Consider the following 16,540-nt stretch of genomic DNA (forward strand, 5'->3'; position numbering starts at 1 on the left):
TTAATTTCATACTGTCAACACCGCGCCAAAAAAATAGTACAGGAGCCCTCTGGCATAGCCAGAAAGTCCTGTACTGCGATAAGCGCGCATACTGCGCGTTATTCCAATCAGAAGACAATGTCTGCCCACGTTGGCCGCTCCAGCTCGAAGCCACGGTGATCGTCCAGCACACGGCCCAGACGGACCAGCATCTCGTCCGTCTCCTGCGGGTGGAAGCGCACGACCCAAGCGACGGAGGAGACGACCGCCATCGCCATATAGAGCGCGTAGAGCCGCCAGAACGCCGCGTCCGGCTCCCGCCCGTCATGATAGCCGCGAATCTGGCCGATCGCGAACGGGATGCTCGTCTCTACGGTGAACATGCCAACCTTCAGAAATTCGTGCACCGGATCGCCCCAATCCCAGCGGCCGAAATCGACGACGCCGGCGAATGCGCCATCCCGAAAAACCAGGTTGCCGGGGTGGTAGTCGTCATGCTGGAACAGATTGGGCCGATCTCTCATCGCATCCAGGTTACGCTCGATATAAGCGAGTACTGCTTCATCGCCCGGCAGCCTGACGCCGCAGATCCGATACTGCTCGACATATCTGCGATGCTTGGCCGTCTTGGCTTCGTGCCAGTCGGGCCACTCCGGCGGCGCCGCCAGCTGATGGAGCAGCCGGAGCTCGCTGCCAGCAGCCAGTCCGGCAGCATATTGCGCCTCGGTCGACAGCTGCGACAGCGCCGTCTCGCCATCCTCGCCCGGGATAAATGTCGCCAGCATATAGCCGACCTGACGATCTCCCGTCATCGCCAGCTTGAGCGGCTCGGGACACCGGATGCCGCGCGTCGCGAAGTGCTGCAGATGCTCGTACTCGGCTTGCTTGGCCGCCTGCCGCTCCCCGTCATAGATGCGCAGCAGACACTGCCTGCCTTCGCAGCTGCCGACATAGAGCCGATCGCCGGAGTAGCCCTTGGCGATCCGCGACCAGCCTTCAATCGCGCCCAGCTGCTCGTCCTCTCGCAGCACCAAAGCCAGTTCCTCTTCTTCTCTCACTGTACCTCTCCTCCAATCCACCGTTCCAGGACGAGCGCGACGCCGTCCTCATCGTTAGTAGCCGTTACCTCGCGCGCGGCCTGCTTCAGCTCCGGCACCGCATTGCCCATCGCGACTGGCCAGCCGCAGACGCGGAACAGCCCCAGATCATTGTAATCGTCGCCGAACACGAGCGTATCCGCCATCGCGATGCCATAGCGCTTGCATAGCATGCGGACGCCCGCTTCCTTGGACACCTGAGCCGAAGCGATCTGTACGAGCGTCCCCTGATCAGTGACGACGATGCTCAGTCGCTCCCCGAATGCCGCGAGCAGCGCCTCGACCGACGCGTACCCCGACACCAGTACCTTGGTCGCCGCATGCCGCTTCAGCTCCTCCAGACTCTGGACGATCGGCCCGCCGGTCACATTCATCCGCACATGCTCCTCTACCTCGCGGAGCGCATACCACACATCCAGCACCTCCAGTCCGAGATCCGCATCCGGATCGACGGCCAGACAGTGATCGATCAGCGCTGCGACAAGCTCTGGATTGATCGCCTCGTGATGCGCGAAGTCAGTATGCGGGCAGTGGATCTGAGCGCCGTTATAATAGACGAAGGCCCCTGCCTCTCGCAGCGACGCTGGCAGCAGACGCGCCACCGTGCGCGGCGGCCGCGCCGTAGCGAATACGATCCGCATGCCGCTGCGGGCGCAGGAGAGGATTGCGTCCTCTGCGCGGCGACTCACCTGCTTGCTCGAATTGAGCAATGTGCCATCCAGATCGAGTATGATCGCTCGCATCCATCCTGTCTCCTCTCTTGTCCTGATTCAGAATCGCCGCACCTTATGTTTATGTCGCCTCATCGTTATGTTGTTGCGGCTGCTGCGGTATCCTATCCGTTGCCTGACCGCCCGGAATGGCAAAGGACACCTTCGTCCCGTTGCCGACCGAGCTGACAATCGTCAGCCCCTTGCCGTAGAGCTGGATCAAGCGGCGATGCGTATTGGCTACGCCGATGCCCGCTCGATCTCCGCGAGTAGGGCCCAGCAATTGTCGGACCGTCTGCTCCTCCATGCCGACGCCGTCATCCTCAACCTCGACGAGCACCTCATCGGCCTCCCGGATGACCCGGATCCGCAGCGTCCCTCCAGCAGCCTTGCGGAGCAGGCCATGACGTACGGCATTCTCTACGAGCGGCTGGATCGAGAGCGGCGGCAGCAGGATGCCGATGCGGGCGTCGACCTCCCAGACGATCGTCAGGCGATTGCCGAAGCGTTCCTTCTCGATGTACAGATAGGACTCCACCAGCTCCAGCTCGCGCGAGAGCACCGCCAGCTCGCCCGTATTGAGATAGTCGAAGCTGATCCGCAGATAAGAGGCGAAGGCGTCGATCATCAGCGCCATCCGCTCGGTATCGATATGGATGAGCGAAGCGATGCTGTTGAGTGTATTGAACAGAAAATGGGGCTGGATCTGCGCTTGCAGGTAGGCGGCTTCCAGTCGGAGTCGGTCCTGCATCGCATGCTTGATCGCCGCGATCGCGCGCACCCGGAAGCGCAGCTCGACCGGATCGACCGGCTTGGTCAGATAGTCATTGGCCCCCGCGCGGAATCCGGTATAGATGTCCGCAGGCTGCCCGCGCGCAGTGAGCAGCAGCACCGGCAGGTCCAGCTCGCTATGCCGCTCGCGGACCCGCTCGGTCAGCTCATAGCCCGACATGCCAGGCATCATCACATCCGTGATGAGCATATCCCAGCCCCCGCCCTCCAGAAGAGCCAGCGCCTCCTCCCCGGAGGTGACGCCCTTGACCTCATAGAGACGATCGCCGAGCATGCGCGAGAGGACGCCGAGATTGACCGGATCATCGTCCACCGTCAGGATGTGGAGGCGCCCCCCTTCGGGCTCCTCCTCGGACAAGCTATTCAGATCGCCAGTCTGCCCCGCAGGATCATCCATATCGCCATACGCCAGCTGATCTGCCTGTATCTCGCCTCCCCAGGCAGCCAGCCGCTCGTCCGCCAAGCCTGCGGCCGCCTCCGCTGCCGACTCGATCCCCTCGGCGACAGGCAGCTCGAAGGCAAACACCGAGCCTTCTCCCGGCTTCGAGCGCACGGTCAGCTCGCCGCCATGCCGCTCGACGAGCTGCTGGCAGATACTGAGGCCAAGCCCCAGTCCGCGCCCGTCTCGCCTGCCGACCTCGGCTTGCTCATAGGGCAAGAAGATGCGCTGCAGAGTCGCTTCATCCATGCCTATGCCCGTATCCGCCACTTCGATGCGGACGTTGCCGCCCCCCTCGACTGCCGATACGGTGATGCTGCCTTGCGCGGTGTATTTGATCGCATTGTGCACCAGGTTGTACAACACCTGGACGAGCCGCTCCTCATCGCCGAGCACGGACGGTAGCGACGCCGGGACATCCATCCTCAGCTCGATCGACTTGCCCTCCAGCATCAGCCGCAGCATCCCCAGTACGCCAGGGAGGATCGACTGGATCGAGAGCCGCTCGCGATGCAGCCGGATTCTCTCCTCCTTCAGACGGACCATATCCAGCAGATTATCGAGCATATGCGACATGCGCCGGCTGATCTGAATGACGCGCTCCAGATCCTCCCTGCCCTCGCGGTCCGGCTGCTGACGATGGACGACCGCTTGCACGATATTCATAATCCCGTGTAGCGGCGTGCGCAGCTCATGCGAGGTGTTGGCCAGGAATTGATCCTTCAGCGCATCCTCGCGCTTCAGCTTTTCGTTGAGCTGCGCATTTTCGCGAGCATTGCGGAAATACTTGCTGAACCAATAGGTGGAAAATCCGACGATCGTCACGAGCACGTCCACCGGATAATACAGACCGGAGTAGGTTTCTCCGCTCTGCAGCCCCCGCCAGCCCAGATTCGCCAGGAAGCCGGAAGCGGTCAGCAGCAGGAACCACAGGTCCCGGTCATTGCGCAGCTTGCCGATCATCCGCACCAGTACTGGCAATAGCCAGACAATCGGGACGAGCCCGAGCAAAAACACGGCCTGCCTCATATCTGGGCCCAACACTAGGGATTCGGGAACGAGCAGGAGGCAGGCGGTCATTGCCCCCACGCCGATGATCAACGCCTGCAACGCGACGCGCCGAACCGGCGCCTGGATCAGTCGACGGAAAATGAGCAAGAGCAGCGCATTTTGCCACAAAAAAAGGATGAGCCGCAGCTTGGCGATCAATGTATAGTTTAACGGCAGCCAGTCCAGCAATACCTGGTCGTAACCGCTCACGATGAGCAGGCCAACCGCTCCGACCAGCATCGCCATATATAGAAGCGTCCGGTCCTGATGGATCAGGAACAGGATGCAGGCGTACAGTCCATGCAGCAGCAGGATAAAGAAGATGCCGACCTGAAATTGCATCGACAGCCCCCTCATCCGCTCGATGACCTCCTGCGGACCGTAACGGATCGATTGCAGCACTCCGCCCTGATGCTTCTTGTCAAAGTTGGCGACGCGAATCAGCACCTCCAGCTCCGTCTCGCCTGCCTCATAGTACGAAGCTAGATAAGATTTTTTGAGCGGCGTATACTCGGCCGGGTCCGCAGCCGGATGTCCGCTTGCGCCTGCCGGGACGCCATTGATCTCGACCTCCGACGAGGCTTCGATGCCGTTGAGCCACAAGGCTATCGGACGCTCAAGCGGGTCGGTTCGGATCAGCAGCCGGTACGTGCCATAGCCATAAGCGGAATCGCCGCCGTCGCCTGTCACCGCCTCGTTCCAGTTGCCCGGCACCTGGATCGCCCTCGCCAATGCCGGCTCTGGTCGCGTCCCTGCGCCGCTTAGCAATACGCCCGGGTAAAAGCTCCACTCGCCATCGAGGAAGATCGGCGCAGACTCCACGCCCTGCCCTCTCAGATCCAGCACGCCGGACACGGCTGGCGGCCCCTTCACCGTCTCGAAGGCTAGCGTCCATGCCCAGCGCGCGCCGACTAGCGCGCTGAGGAACAACAAAAAAACGCCCCCGTATTTGACGATGGTCTGCCACCGTCTCGTATGGACCGCCTCTGCCGAATCTCGCAACTCCATCCCATCCCCTATATCTGCTTTCATAGCTGATTCTCTTCTCCTAGTATGAACGATAGGAGTTTCCACGGCAAGTTAGGTTGAACATTAAGCCATAGAGAAGAGCCTTGGTCCCTTCAGACCAAGGCAAATTTTGCTCGTCGTTTACCGTCCTGGATTAAGATCCTGCCATACTTTTTTGTTGCTGTAGCTGCGGTTCGTGCTAATGTCGAGGCCAAACCAGGCGGGCGGCTCGAACCGCTCGGCCTCGGCCATGCTGCCGAACTCAACCTCGACGACGGTCATGTCGAGCTGCTCGTAGCGATCGATCTCCAGATGCAGTCCGTCGAGCTCGGCTGTCGTTCGCACCTTGAGGAGCGGCGTCGTCCCGGAGAGCCGTATCATCTGATCGTATAGGCCCTCGGAGATCGTGTACTCGACCTCCTCGCGCGCGATGCCCCACCCTCGCTTGAACGTATGGGTATGTATGACCTCGCCGGAGCCAAGATCGGTAATCGCCCGGATCCGCAGCTCCTCGGCTTCGTGGATCGCCAGATACGTCTGTTCGATTCGCTGCTCGCGGATCACCTTTAGTTCGCCGGGTACGTTCAGCTCGCCTGCCTCCAACAGCCATTTGCGTTCGATTTCTTGTGCCATAATCGGATGTATCGCCCCTTATGTCGTTTCGCTCTGCACACTCTATCATACCACATCTTCAACCGCTTCGATGACTACGATCGGAAGATCGATCCCGTGAACGCAAGCTCCATTTTGAGGGCGATTCGGTCAATCGTACATGTTCTTGCCGTAGAAGATCTCGTCCATCTCCGCTTTCAGCGACGCCGTGATCTCGGCCTGCTCGCGCTCGCTCAGCTTGTCCTTCGTGTAGCCGAACAGATAGTCGTTCAGCTCGAACTTTTTGAGCTTGCACTTCGTATGGAAGATATTCTCCTGATACACATTGACGTCGATCATATCGTATTGCTCGATGACATGATCCGGGATATAGCTCTGGATGGAGCTGATCTCATGGTCGATGAACAGCTTGTGGCCGTTGATGTCGCGCGTGAAGCCGCGCACCCGGTAATCCATCGTCATGATATCCGTGTCGAAGGAGTGGATCATATAGTTAAGCGCCTTGAGCGGCGAGATCTCGCCGCAGGTCGAGACATCGATATCGGCGCGGAACGTGCTGATGCCCTCATCGGGATGGTATTCGGGGTACGTATGGACGGTGATATGACTTTTATCCAGATGCGCCAGTACGGTCTCCGGCAGCGGTCCCGGCGATTCGTCGAACGATTCGTTGGGCGCGCCTGCGACCGGTCCCTCCGAGACGAGCAGCGTTACGCTGGCGCCTTGCGGGTCATAGTCCTGCTTGGCGATATTAAGGACGTGAGCGCCGATAATATCGGCGACCGCCTTGAGGATATTGGTCAGTCGATCGGCGTTGTACTGCTCGTCGATATAAGCGAGATAGGCCTTGCGCTCGCTCGCTGTGCGCGTGTAGCAGATATCGTACATGTTGAAGCTGAGCGATTTGGTCAGATTATTGAAGCCGTGCAGCGTAATGCGCTGCTCCTTGGTCAGTTTCATCCGGTCGTCTCCTCCTGTCCTGGAATACAGTCATTAGAGTATTTTACCCAAACGTTCCCAAACAAAACAGTCTCCGCTCGCAATGCTGCTCGGTACTTATGCACAGCAGTACCCAAATGTGTTATAGTAACGATAATGATACTGTAAGGGATCGTCGTCAATACTCTCGAGATGGAGGGCAATCGCATGGAAAAGAAAGCGGAGCATTGCAAAATCGTCGTCGCGCTCGATACGATCGTCGGCAAATGGAAGCCCATTATCCTCATGCAGCTCGTGTTCGGAGGCACCAAGCGCTTTAATGAACTGCGGCGGCTTATGCCGGATATTACCCAGCGGATGCTGACGCTGCAGCTGCGCGAGCTCGAGGAGCAGGACCTGGTGAAGCGGGTCATCTACCCGCAGGTGCCGCCCAAGGTAGAATACTCTCTGACCGAGTATGGGCGCACCATTATCCCCTTGCTCGATAGCATGCATGAATGGGGCGCCAACCATCTCGAGCATATGGAGAAGCGCAACCAGCAACTGACGACGGAGCGCGTAAGCGAGTAACGTCCCGCGCTTGACGCCTGGAGCGTGTCTGTCGGAGTATGCAGACGCCCTAACAAAAACGACCGCTATCCACGCAAGTGGACGGCGGTCGTTACTTTATGGCTCGCATCATGCAAGCCTTGTGGCATTACTTGACGACTTTCAGACGGGTTTCGATCGGCGCGAATTCCTTCTCGCCTGGCTGTGCAGCTTGTTTGCCGAATGGCATCTGAGCGAGCAGCTTCCAGCTTGCAGGGATGTTCCACTCCGCCTTTACTTGCTCGTCGATCAGCGGGTTGTAGTGCTGCAGCGAAGCGCCGTAGCCTTCCTCCGTCAGCGCAGTCCAGACGACGAACTGCAGCATGCCGCTCGACTGGTTGGACCAGATCGGGAAGTTGTCGCTGTAGAGCGCGAACTGCTCTTGCAGGTGGCTGATGACATCTTGATCCTCGAAGAACAGGATCGTGCCGTAGCCGTTGTTGAAGCCAGCCAGGCGCTCTTCGGTTGCTGCGAAGCTGTCAGCCGGTACGATCGCGCGCAGTGTTTCTTTTGTAATGCCGTCCCACAGCTTGTTATGGTTCTCGCCGAGCAGGATGACTACACGGGAGCTTTGAGAGTTAAACGAGGATGGCGTATAGTTGATTGCATCGGCAATCAATTGCTCCAGCTTGTCGTCGCTGATTACCGCCTCAGGGCTAATTGCATAGTAGCTGCGTCTTTGTTTCACCAGATCCAGAAACTTGTTGCTCACTACATTCACTCCTATTCCATCTGTAAGGTTGCGGCCCGCCAACAGGGCAGGTGCCAGCTCGCGGAGGTTTCCTCCCGACAGTTCGGGCTACCAGGTACAGCAGCGCTTCGCTCGTCGCTTAGTTTCTCCTGTTGTCGTCGTTTCATGCTGAGTTTCTTGCGAGCCGTTCTCCCGGCACGAGGCCACTTTCTTATTATGAGCTATAAACCTTTTTAATGTAAGTAGGCACAATCATGTGGGATAGTATCAAAAAGGGTACCTCAGCCAGTTGCGGCAGGACACAAATAAAAACAGCCTTCCGGGAGCATGAGGCGCTCCTCGGGAAGGCTGCGGCAGCAAGATTAATGACGAATCAGATAGTCGAATGCGCCCAGGGCAGCGTTGGCGCCAGAGCCCATCGAGATAATGATCTGTTTGTACGGATTGTCGGCACAGTCGCCGGCAGCGAATACGCCCGGCAGGCTGGTCGCGCCATGCTTGTCGATGACGATCTCGCCCATCCGGTTGCGCTCGAGCGTATCGCCAAGCCAGTCGGTATTCGGCACCAGACCGATCTGGACGAACACGCCCTCCAGCTCCACATGATGCTCCTCGCCGCTTTCGCGATCGACATAGGTGATGCCGTTCACTTTGTCCGTGCCGGTAATCTCTTTGGTCTGGACGTTTTTATGGACGGTCGTGTTCGGCAGGCTGCCCAGCCGCTCCTGCAGCACCGAGTCGGCCTTCAGCTCCGGCGCAAACTCCAATACGGTCACATGGCTGGCGATGCCGGCCAGATCGATCGCCGCCTCGATGCCGGAGTTGCCGCCGCCGATGACTGCGACATGCTTGCCCTCGAAGAGCGGCCCGTCGCAGTGCGGACAGTAGGCGACGCCTTTGTTTTTGAACTCCGCCTCGCCGGGGACGCCGACATTACGCCAGCGCGCGCCGGTGGAGAGGATGACGGTTTTGCTCTTCAGCACCGCGCCGTTCTCCAGCTCGACCTCGATGAGGTCTTTTTTCTCCAGGCGGGTCGCCCGCTGCAGCTTCATGATATCGACCTTGTATTCCTTGACATGCTCCTCCAGGCTCGCCGCCAGCTTCGGACCTTCGGTGTACTTGACGCTGATGAAGTTCTCGATGCCCAGCGTATCCATCACCTGGCCGCCGAAGCGTTCGGCGACGATGCCGGTGCGGATGCCCTTACGCGCCGCATAGACAGCCGCACTCGCGCCGGCTGGACCGCCGCCGACGACGAGGACGTCATAGGGCTCCTTGTCTTCGAATTCGGAAGCGTCGGGACCGCCGCCGATCTTGGCCACGATCTCCTCGATGCTCATGCGCCCGCCGCCGAAGAACTCGTCGTTCAGGTATACCGACGGTACAGCCATCACTTCCTTGCTCTCGACTTCTTCCTTGAAGACGGCGCCGTCGATCATCGTGTGGGAGATGCCAGGATTGAGCACGCTCATCACGTTGAGCGCCTGCACCACATCGGGACAGTTATGACAGCTCAGGCTGACATACGTCTCGAAGCGGTATTCGCCGCGGATCGCCTTGATCTGGTCGATGACGCTCTGGTCGACCTTGGGGGCGCGACCGCTCACCTGCAGCAGCGCCAGCACCAGCGACGTGAACTCATGACCAAGCGGCGTCCCGGCAAAGACGATGCCGCTCGACTCGCCGGGCCGGTTCACCTGGAAGCTCGGCGTGCGCGGCAGCTCGGTCTTCTCAACGGTAATACGCGGGGTCAGCGATGTCAGCTCGTCGATCAGCTCCAGCATATCGGTCGAGCCTTTGTCGTCGCCGGCGCTCACCTGGAGCACCAGGTCGCTCTCGAGCAGCTGGAGATATTGATTCAGTTGTTGTTTGATATCTGCATCAAGTGCCATCGGGTTCACCTCTCTAAGCCGTGATTTTTGTTAAAAAACGGCCGGAGCGGCACAAGGTAGCGGAACTCCCGCTACGCTTGACCTCTCCGGCACGTCTATCGTGTCGTTAAAAGGATGACAGCAGTCTTAGATTTTGCCTACGAGATCCAGACCTGGCTTCAGCGTAGCGCCGCCTTCTTGCCATTTGGCCGGGCATACCTCGCCTGGGTTGTTGCGCACATATTGCGCAGCTTTCACTTTGCCGACCAGCGTGCTGGCATCGCGGCCGATGCCGCCGGCGTTGATCTCTACAGCCTGGACGATACCGTCCGGGTCGATGATGAAGGTACCGCGATCTGCCAGACCGTCCTCTTCGATCAGGACGTCGAAGTTGCGGGAGATCGTGTGGGATGGATCGCCGATCATGATATATTTGATTTTGCCGATCGTCTCGGAGCTGTCATGCCATGCCTTGTGCGTGAAGTGCGTGTCTGTGGACACCGAGTATACTTCGACGCCGAGCGCTTGCAGCGCTTCGTATTGGTCTTGCAGGTCGCCGAGCTCAGTCGGGCAGACGAAGGTAAAGTCCGCAGGATAGAAGCATACGATGCTCCATTTTCCTTTGAGGTTAGCTTCGGTAACTTCGACGAACTGGCCGTTGTGGTACGCTTGCGCCTTAAACGGGGCGACTTCTTTTCCAATCAGAGACATGTGATGGTTCCCTCCTAAAGGTAATTGATTATTAAACTCATTCTAAACTAATATTAATTATCCCGCCCGCAAAAGTCAAGCCCTGCGCGCAAGGTTGTCCAACCTATTATACATCAAATCGGTACTCCATGTCGCCAGCCATTGCTTGGGGAGTGTCCCCCGTCTTTCTGAAATCATGGGTGTACAGTAGTTGAAATTCGCCAAAATCGATCTGTTTATAAAATTCAAAGCAAGGAAATCCGTCGTGACAGCCCGATACCTTCACCTCTCCGTTCCTATACGCAGTGACATACAGACAGTAATCAACGGGAGCTGCGTCCGGAGTGAGCGGGTTCGCCGCGCTTGCACGCATAGTTAAGGTTACGGCATCCTCGGTCCACTGCTCATCCTCGATGACAATCCCGTCTGTAGCCGCCTTGCCCTCCTTGTAGTGAACAGAGCCATCAGGCGCTGTCAGCCTGAGGACGGTAATCCCCGTATCTGCAAAGGCGGACACTCGCTGCTTCACGAAGTCGATAGTCGCTTCCTGCTCTACGCGACACCTGCCCGTGTTGGCTGCATGGGGCGTAAATTCTCTGTCATCTCCTTGAAATTCGTAAGTCATACCCGTATTCGGGTCTGTAATAGGGGGTAAATATAACATCCCGCCAATAAATATGCTGCCTCTTATTTTAATCAACTCTGCCATTTCTGGTCACTCCTTCATAATTATTAGCCTATGTATCCCGTAACGATCTCGCATAGATATGGTCATATCGTCACGTAATATTATAGCCCATAGAGCTAACCAAGAAATGTAACGCAGGTTACAAACAAGAGCTTAATCTACATAAAATTTTTTTACACGAATCCTGCTACAAACGAACATCGCCAGCGAGCCTTTTACGCAGAACGGTTCGTTTTTTTTGAAGCATCCTGTTTACTCGATCGCGTTAATGGTTAAAAAGGTGCGATTATTCCCAAATATTTCGACTCGTGGAGGATTGGTGCCGATGAAAAATAAAATGAAGCGTTACTTATCCGCTTCGTATGCCGTCCGAGGTTCTGTCGCGCTTGTCGCGTTGCTTGCTTTGTCGCTCCTGGCTGCGGGTTGCGCCGACTCGTCCAAGGATAACGGCGGCGCCGCATCCGCCTACCGCCCCGCCGAGCCGGGCCAAGTGGAGCTGGACCGTCTGCAAGGCATGTATTACGGCTTCAGCCCCGACTATGACGGCAGCGAATGCGGCGGCATGTGCTGGAACATCGTCACCTTCCTGCCGGATGGGCAGCTGTTCCTCGACGCTCCGCCCTCGGGCGGCCCGGAGACGATCGATTGCGCCGAAGCCGCCTGTCAGCCATACCGGATCGAGAACGGAGAGCTGCTCCTGGAGGATGGGGAGACGCGTACCATCGAGGTTGTCGACGACACCTTGATCATCGACGATGTCGAACTGGCGCCGGTACTGCCGGTGCAAGAGGATCTGACGCTCGACCAACAGTATACGCATCAAGGGTTCAGCGGTCTGGTCGGCATCTCTGCCGGGTCCACCTCCTGGCAAGAGGACATCGTGCTGAGGAGAGATGGCACCTATGAGAGCAGCAATCTGATGCTAGGCTCCGTCGAAGGCGGAGCGCCGACTACCGGAGCGGCCGGAAGCGATGCGAGCGGCACGTACCGGATCAGCGGCAACACGATTTCCCTCACCAATTCGCTTGGCGAAACCGAGCATGCGTTGTTCTTTATCCATGTCGATGACGACAGCATCCAGATCGGCGACCGGAATTTTCTTGTCGAACCGTAAATTTTCGTGCGATTGATACCTCCCAATCTTGTCCTAACGTGGTAGAATGGATAAGGGAAGGAGGTCAGCAATGACCATGGACAATGTAAAAGAAAAAACCGAAGAAGAAAAAAAACGCGAGGAAGAAGCGAAAAAAATCATCGTCGCGATTCATTCCCGCTCGCTGCAGATGCTCCAGACTGACTTCGACGCCTACCAGGTGGAGGGTCAGATTATCAATCACCCGAACTTCGGGCCGATGTTCGTCTACCGGCTGAAAGAAAAAGAAGGTGACAAGGAATATGCCTGCGGCTTCTTCATGAATGAAATGCTCCAAAAACACCAGGATCCCGGACGGGCCAGTCAGTGGCTCGCGTCCTTCTATATCGATATGATCGAAGCCGGCGTCAGCCGCCCGCTGCTCGCTCCGCCTGCGGATCAGGAGGCGGCCAAAAAGCTGCTCGACGAGCAGGTCGTTCCCTTCTGCGCAACCGCTGTCAGAGAAGAATTCGGCTCGGACAAAGTGCAAGTCGGCTTCAATATGCACAAGCAAGCCGGTCCTGTCCTCGAAGCGGGATTCCCGCAGTTCAAGGATGGCAACAACGCCTGCGCGATGCCGCTGCAGTATCTGATGACGCTGCACCTGATGAATCGCGATCCATCCGACCCGCTCATCAATGGGCTATACAAGATCCAGGAAGAGCACGAGGAAGCCAAGCAAGCCTGAAGACTAGCCGCTCAGCCTGTCATCGCTGCCCAACAAGCCGCCCCCGGGATCACCCGAAGGGCGGCTTGTTGGTGTCATCCATGCGGCGAACAATTCTGGACCGGTGACTTAGGTTGCCTGATCCTAACGCCCGCCAATCCGCTCAGGTCAACCGCCCGAGCCGCTCTGCCGCTTCCTCCTCGGACGGCAGGAATAAGCATTGCCGCCCCTCGTTGCACTCGTAAATAAAGTCGCGCAAGCTCTTGCTCGTCACCTGCGAGAAGTCTCCGACAATCGCCAGCTTCACCTGATAGTTCACAGCCTTCTGCAGGATCCCTCCCGCCAGCCTCGTGCTCAGATCAAAGAAACGTTCGCTGAAGCGCTCCTTCGGCAGGATGATGCGATCGCAGCCCGTCTCGTACCGCACCGTCATCATCAGATCGAGAGCCGTCTGCTCGTCATCGATAACTGACGGCCAGCTGCGGACCAGCGCCACCGGAGCGCCTGCCGTTTGCAGTTGCTCGATATTCATTCCGTCTGCTCCTCTCTGTGCGCCGGCACCTCATCCAGCTCTGCTGCCAGTTGGCGCACCTCCTCGGGCGATGTCGACGGGATCAGCGCCGCAGGCCGTCCCAATGCAGCTTCGCATTGCTCGCGCGCCTCGTCAACTTTGCCCAACTGCTTGAGCGTACGCGCATAATAATAGTAAGGCTCCGCGAACTTGGGCGACTTGGCGATGACCTGCTTGTACATCTCCTCGGCTTCCTCATAACGTCCCAGCATATAATACGTCTGCGCCAGATTGTCGCGGATCGTCTGGTCCTCGCTATTGTAGTCGTAGGCCTCGAGGTTAAAGGCGAGCGCCTCCTCATGCTGACCGCTGAGCAGCTTGAGATAGCCGAGGTTGCCATAGACCATCGTGTTCTTAAATTTGTTAAAGATGGCCTCGAGCAGCGTCAGCGCCTCCTCTCGTCTGTGCTGCAGCCAGTAGACGGTCGAAAGGTTGATCTTGATCTGCATCTCGTCCTCGCGGCGCTTCGCCTTGGTCAAGCCGTCCCGGAACACCTGCTCGGCTCGCGCCAGCTCGCCCTTGCGCAGCAGCAGATAGCCATAATGAGCCAGCACCTGCGCTCCGGCATTGGGCAGAGCGGCCGTTTTCTCAAGCAGCGCCAGCGCCTTGTCCTCCTGGCCTTGCATAAAAGCGGCATTGGCTCTCATCGAGTACAGCATCGGCCGATTGCTATAGTAGCCGTAGCCTACCAACAATACGACGACTGCGACTCCAGCCAGCCAATGAAGCAGGAACGCGCCGCCGACCACGACGATAATTACCGCAAACATCAATACGCTTAGTGCCAGCTTGGGCATTGGTTCTCTTGCTCCCCTTTCCCTGATCTTGCCATAGGCAATGTTCTCTCTGACCAGTATACCATTGCTGGTGCGATTAGGGGAGCAAGTGCAGGACGACACCGACTAATCCGCCAGCTTCGAGAAGTGCTCCGCAGCCGAGCGAACGGCCAGGATACTCGAGGAATTCAACGAGTTGTCCAGCAGCAGCACCCGGTCGTTCTGTACCGCCTTGAGCGACTGCCATACCGCCATCGGCTCCAATGCCTCGACTGCCGCCCTTGCCGTATCGAGATCATGCTGGATGATCAGCACGTCGGGGTCCATAGCGGCCAGCGACTCCAGCGACAGATTGGCGCTATCCTCCGGATAGCTCTCAGGCGCATGCAAGCCGAAGCCGCTTTCCTCATTATAATAGACGGTGTTGTTTTTGCCTTGCGCGACGAAGTTGGCTTTGCCGTCTACACGCACCAACGCATAAGTCAGATCCTCTAGCGGGGCCAGTTGCGACCTGGTCTGCGCGATCAATTGCTTGGTCTCTTCGATATACTGCTCGGCCTGCTCCTCATGGCCGATGATGCGAGCGCATAGCCGGGTAGCATCCTGCCAATCGTCGCTATAGCCGATCTGGATGACGGGAGCAATACGAACCAAGTCGTCGTAAATGGCATCGATGTGTCCCTGGAAGGTGACGATCACATCGGGATCGGCCTCCATGATCGTCTCCAGATTGAGATCGCGGCCGCTGCCCAGATCGAGGATATCCGCCCCTGCTGCATACGGCTGCAGCGTGACGAACTCGGCTAGCGCTTCTCCAGCACTCGCGGATGCGACAGGCGGCTGCCCGAGCGCAAAAAAGTAATCCAGATAGAGCGGATGCAGCACAGCGATCCGTTCGGGCTTGGCCTCCAGCACGGTCTCGATACCGGCAGCATCGACGATCGTGCGCGGCCAACCGTCCGTCATCTCGGGCTCGGCATTATCGCTTCCTTGCGCAGCCGCAGTCGCATCCTTCGCGTTGCTGCTGTTTTCCGCTGCTTGCGCTTGTTTGGGCGCTTCCCCCTTGTCGGCTGCGCCGCCGCAGCCGCTCAACGCCAGGGCGAATGCCAGGATGAGTATAGGCACGCTTAGCTCATTACGTCTCTTTTTCATTTGTTATCTCCTCTATTTCGTATATAACTCCTTCATGAGCTCGCGGTTTTTGTTGGCGAACAGTTCATTGTGGGAGGACACCATGCCATAGGCGTGAGCTTCCGGCGTGATGAACTGCTTGGCTTCGTTGACGGCGTTCGCCGCGTCCTGGAAGGCGCCCGCGATCAGGTGCAGCTTGCCTTCATGATAGAGCACGTCTCCGGCAGCGTAGATGCCTGGCACCGAGGTCGCGCTTGTCGGCGTGCCCGCGACACGGAAGTCCTTCATCTCGATCTGCACTTCGCTGTTGGCGAGCAGCTCCTTGTCCCGTTCGTAGCCGTGATTGATGATCACCTCATCCACCGCAAGCTGCATCGTAGCCGCGTCCTCCGTGCGAGCAAGCGTCACCGAGGCGACACGGCCCTGATCCTTGTCCGCGACCAGCGTCGTGATCGTCGTATTGAGCAGCACCTCAACCCCGCTCTTGCCAAGCTTGGATATTTCGGCCTCATGGCCCTTGAGCGCATCGCTGCGGTAGGTCAAGTATACTTTGTCTGCGATCGGAGCCAGCTCGTTGGCCCAATCCACCGCTGAATTGCCTCCGCCCGAGATAAGCACCGTCTTGCCCTTGAAGCGGGCAAGCGACTTGACCGTATAATGAAGATTGGTCACCTCGTAGCGATCGGCCCCCTCGATATCGAGCTTGATCGGCTTCAGAATCCCGCCGCCGACCGCGAGGATGACGGTGCGGGAGCGATGGATGGCTCCGGAGGCCGTATGCAGCAGGAAGATGCCCTCGGCGTCTCTTGCGATCGATTCGACCTTCTCTCCGAGGACGACCTCGGGCTGGAACGTCATCGCCTGCGTCACTAGCTGCTCGATCAGCTTGGCGCCAGGCACGGGCGTCAGGCCGCCGACATCCCAGATCATCTTCTCGGGATAGACATGCACTTTGCCGCCCAGGAAGGGCTGGTATTCGATAATTTTCGCCTTCAGCTCCCGCAAGCCGCTATAAAAAGCGGCATACAGACCCGCAGGTCCGCCGCCGATAATCGTTACATCCATAATTTCTGTAGACATCGTTATCCCTCATTTTCCTAATATGATAT

The 16,540-nt window shown here is 58.0% G+C and carries 16 protein-coding genes; 3 read left to right on the plus strand and 13 right to left on the minus strand.

What is annotated here, in order from left to right; genetic code table 11:
- Nucleotides 1–107: 107 nt before the first annotated feature.
- The 5 genes from PA598K_RS20575 to speD all read right to left on the minus strand — a co-directional run bounded on the left by PA598K_RS20575 (nt 108) and on the right by speD (nt 6,647).
- A complete protein-coding gene (locus PA598K_RS20575) occupies nt 108–1,037 on the minus strand; it encodes an aminoglycoside phosphotransferase family protein (protein ID WP_128658766.1) in 930 nt (309 codons plus the stop codon).
- On the minus strand, nt 1,034–1,819 hold the full coding sequence (locus PA598K_RS20580) for a Cof-type HAD-IIB family hydrolase (protein WP_128658767.1): 786 nt from the start codon (nt 1,817–1,819) through the stop codon (nt 1,034–1,036). The genes PA598K_RS20575 and PA598K_RS20580 overlap by 4 nt, the downstream gene beginning before the upstream one ends.
- 49 nt (nt 1,820–1,868) lie before the next feature.
- Nucleotides 1,869–5,099 (minus strand): hybrid sensor histidine kinase/response regulator, encoded by a 3,231-nt coding sequence (locus PA598K_RS20585; protein WP_128658768.1) that lies wholly within the window; start codon nt 5,097–5,099, stop codon nt 1,869–1,871.
- Nucleotides 5,100–5,216: 117 nt separating this feature from the next.
- Nucleotides 5,217–5,708 carry a CYTH domain-containing protein gene (locus tag PA598K_RS20590; protein WP_128658769.1) on the minus strand — a complete coding sequence of 164 codons (492 nt, stop codon included), beginning with the start codon at nt 5,706–5,708 and terminating at the stop codon, nt 5,217–5,219.
- 129 nt (nt 5,709–5,837) lie between these two features.
- On the minus strand, nt 5,838–6,647 hold the full coding sequence (gene speD / locus PA598K_RS20595; protein ID WP_128658770.1) for an adenosylmethionine decarboxylase: 810 nt from the start codon (nt 6,645–6,647) through the stop codon (nt 5,838–5,840).
- 186 nt (nt 6,648–6,833) lie between these two features.
- On the opposite strand from speD, the gene PA598K_RS20600 reads away from it, so the two are divergent.
- Nucleotides 6,834–7,196: a winged helix-turn-helix transcriptional regulator gene (locus PA598K_RS20600; RefSeq protein WP_128658771.1), complete on the plus strand. Its 363-nt coding sequence runs from the start codon at nt 6,834–6,836 to the stop codon at nt 7,194–7,196.
- Between the two features lie 127 nt (nt 7,197–7,323).
- On the opposite strand, the gene PA598K_RS20605 is transcribed toward PA598K_RS20600, so the two are convergent.
- From PA598K_RS20605 to PA598K_RS20620, 4 genes are all read right to left on the minus strand, one after another.
- On the minus strand, nt 7,324–7,926 hold the full coding sequence (locus tag PA598K_RS20605) for a nitroreductase family protein (protein ID WP_128658772.1): 603 nt from the start codon (nt 7,924–7,926) through the stop codon (nt 7,324–7,326).
- Between the two features lie 341 nt (nt 7,927–8,267).
- Complete coding sequence (gene ahpF / locus PA598K_RS20610; RefSeq protein ID WP_128658773.1) at nt 8,268–9,797, minus strand: alkyl hydroperoxide reductase subunit F; 1,530 nt, start codon at nt 9,795–9,797, stop codon at nt 8,268–8,270.
- A gap of 126 nt (nt 9,798–9,923) precedes the next feature.
- Complete coding sequence (gene ahpC / locus PA598K_RS20615; protein WP_128658774.1) at nt 9,924–10,487, minus strand: alkyl hydroperoxide reductase subunit C; 564 nt, start codon at nt 10,485–10,487, stop codon at nt 9,924–9,926.
- 106 nt (nt 10,488–10,593) lie between these two features.
- Nucleotides 10,594–11,175 (minus strand): DUF3238 domain-containing protein, encoded by a 582-nt coding sequence (locus PA598K_RS20620; RefSeq protein WP_128658775.1) that lies wholly within the window; start codon nt 11,173–11,175, stop codon nt 10,594–10,596.
- Between the two features lie 304 nt (nt 11,176–11,479).
- Between PA598K_RS20620 and PA598K_RS20625 the strand changes: the two genes are divergently transcribed.
- Together PA598K_RS20625 and PA598K_RS20630 are read left to right on the plus strand one after the other, a co-directional pair.
- The gene (locus PA598K_RS20625; RefSeq protein ID WP_128658776.1) at nt 11,480–12,268 is read left to right on the plus strand and encodes a hypothetical protein; all 789 of its coding nucleotides are present in this window, start codon (nt 11,480–11,482) and stop codon (nt 12,266–12,268) included.
- A 70-nt stretch (nt 12,269–12,338) separates the two neighbouring features.
- Nucleotides 12,339–12,974, plus strand: coding sequence for a hypothetical protein (locus tag PA598K_RS20630; RefSeq protein WP_128658777.1), 636 nt, complete (start codon nt 12,339–12,341; stop codon nt 12,972–12,974).
- A 142-nt stretch (nt 12,975–13,116) separates the two neighbouring features.
- On the opposite strand, the gene PA598K_RS20635 is transcribed toward PA598K_RS20630, so the two are convergent.
- The 4 genes from PA598K_RS20635 to PA598K_RS20650 form a co-directional block, all read right to left on the minus strand.
- Entirely contained in the window at nt 13,117–13,485 is a 369-nt protein-coding gene (locus PA598K_RS20635; protein ID WP_128658778.1) for a DUF4180 domain-containing protein, read from the minus strand.
- Entirely contained in the window at nt 13,482–14,321 is an 840-nt protein-coding gene (locus tag PA598K_RS20640) for a tetratricopeptide repeat protein (RefSeq protein WP_128658779.1), read from the minus strand. The genes PA598K_RS20635 and PA598K_RS20640 overlap by 4 nt, the downstream gene beginning before the upstream one ends.
- Nucleotides 14,322–14,426: 105 nt before the next feature.
- The gene (locus PA598K_RS20645) at nt 14,427–15,452 is read right to left on the minus strand and encodes an iron-siderophore ABC transporter substrate-binding protein (protein ID WP_128658780.1); all 1,026 of its coding nucleotides are present in this window, start codon (nt 15,450–15,452) and stop codon (nt 14,427–14,429) included.
- 12 nt (nt 15,453–15,464) lie between these two features.
- The gene (locus PA598K_RS20650; protein ID WP_128658781.1) at nt 15,465–16,511 is read right to left on the minus strand and encodes an NAD(P)/FAD-dependent oxidoreductase; all 1,047 of its coding nucleotides are present in this window, start codon (nt 16,509–16,511) and stop codon (nt 15,465–15,467) included.
- Between the last annotated feature and the right edge of the window lie 29 nt (nt 16,512–16,540).

Origin of the sequence: Paenibacillus sp. 598K (genome assembly GCF_003851045.1) — a bacterium.
Classification (GTDB): Bacteria; Bacillota; Bacilli; order Paenibacillales; family Paenibacillaceae; genus Paenibacillus_D.

What these genes read in the sequence shown, in the direction of transcription:
- PA598K_RS20580 (WP_128658767.1), bottom strand. Translation starts at nt 1,819, where the DNA reads ATGCGAGCGATCATACTCGATCTGGATGGCACATTGCTCAATTCGAGC.
- PA598K_RS20585 (WP_128658768.1), bottom strand. Translation starts at nt 5,099, where the DNA reads ATGAAAGCAGATATAGGGGATGGGATGGAGTTGCGAGATTCGGCAGAG.
- PA598K_RS20590 (WP_128658769.1), bottom strand. Translation starts at nt 5,708, where the DNA reads ATGGCACAAGAAATCGAACGCAAATGGCTGTTGGAGGCAGGCGAGCTG.
- speD (WP_128658770.1), bottom strand. Translation starts at nt 6,647, where the DNA reads ATGAAACTGACCAAGGAGCAGCGCATTACGCTGCACGGCTTCAATAAT.
- PA598K_RS20600 (WP_128658771.1), top strand. Translation starts at nt 6,834, where the DNA reads ATGGAAAAGAAAGCGGAGCATTGCAAAATCGTCGTCGCGCTCGATACG.
- ahpF (WP_128658773.1), bottom strand. Translation starts at nt 9,797, where the DNA reads ATGGCACTTGATGCAGATATCAAACAACAACTGAATCAATATCTCCAG.
- ahpC (WP_128658774.1), bottom strand. Translation starts at nt 10,487, where the DNA reads ATGTCTCTGATTGGAAAAGAAGTCGCCCCGTTTAAGGCGCAAGCGTAC.
- PA598K_RS20620 (WP_128658775.1), bottom strand. Translation starts at nt 11,175, where the DNA reads ATGGCAGAGTTGATTAAAATAAGAGGCAGCATATTTATTGGCGGGATG.
- PA598K_RS20625 (WP_128658776.1), top strand. Translation starts at nt 11,480, where the DNA reads ATGAAAAATAAAATGAAGCGTTACTTATCCGCTTCGTATGCCGTCCGA.
- PA598K_RS20630 (WP_128658777.1), top strand. Translation starts at nt 12,339, where the DNA reads ATGACCATGGACAATGTAAAAGAAAAAACCGAAGAAGAAAAAAAACGC.
- PA598K_RS20635 (WP_128658778.1), bottom strand. Translation starts at nt 13,485, where the DNA reads ATGAATATCGAGCAACTGCAAACGGCAGGCGCTCCGGTGGCGCTGGTC.
- PA598K_RS20640 (WP_128658779.1), bottom strand. Translation starts at nt 14,321, where the DNA reads ATGCCCAAGCTGGCACTAAGCGTATTGATGTTTGCGGTAATTATCGTC.
- PA598K_RS20645 (WP_128658780.1), bottom strand. Translation starts at nt 15,452, where the DNA reads ATGAAAAAGAGACGTAATGAGCTAAGCGTGCCTATACTCATCCTGGCA.
- PA598K_RS20650 (WP_128658781.1), bottom strand. Translation starts at nt 16,511, where the DNA reads ATGTCTACAGAAATTATGGATGTAACGATTATCGGCGGCGGACCTGCG.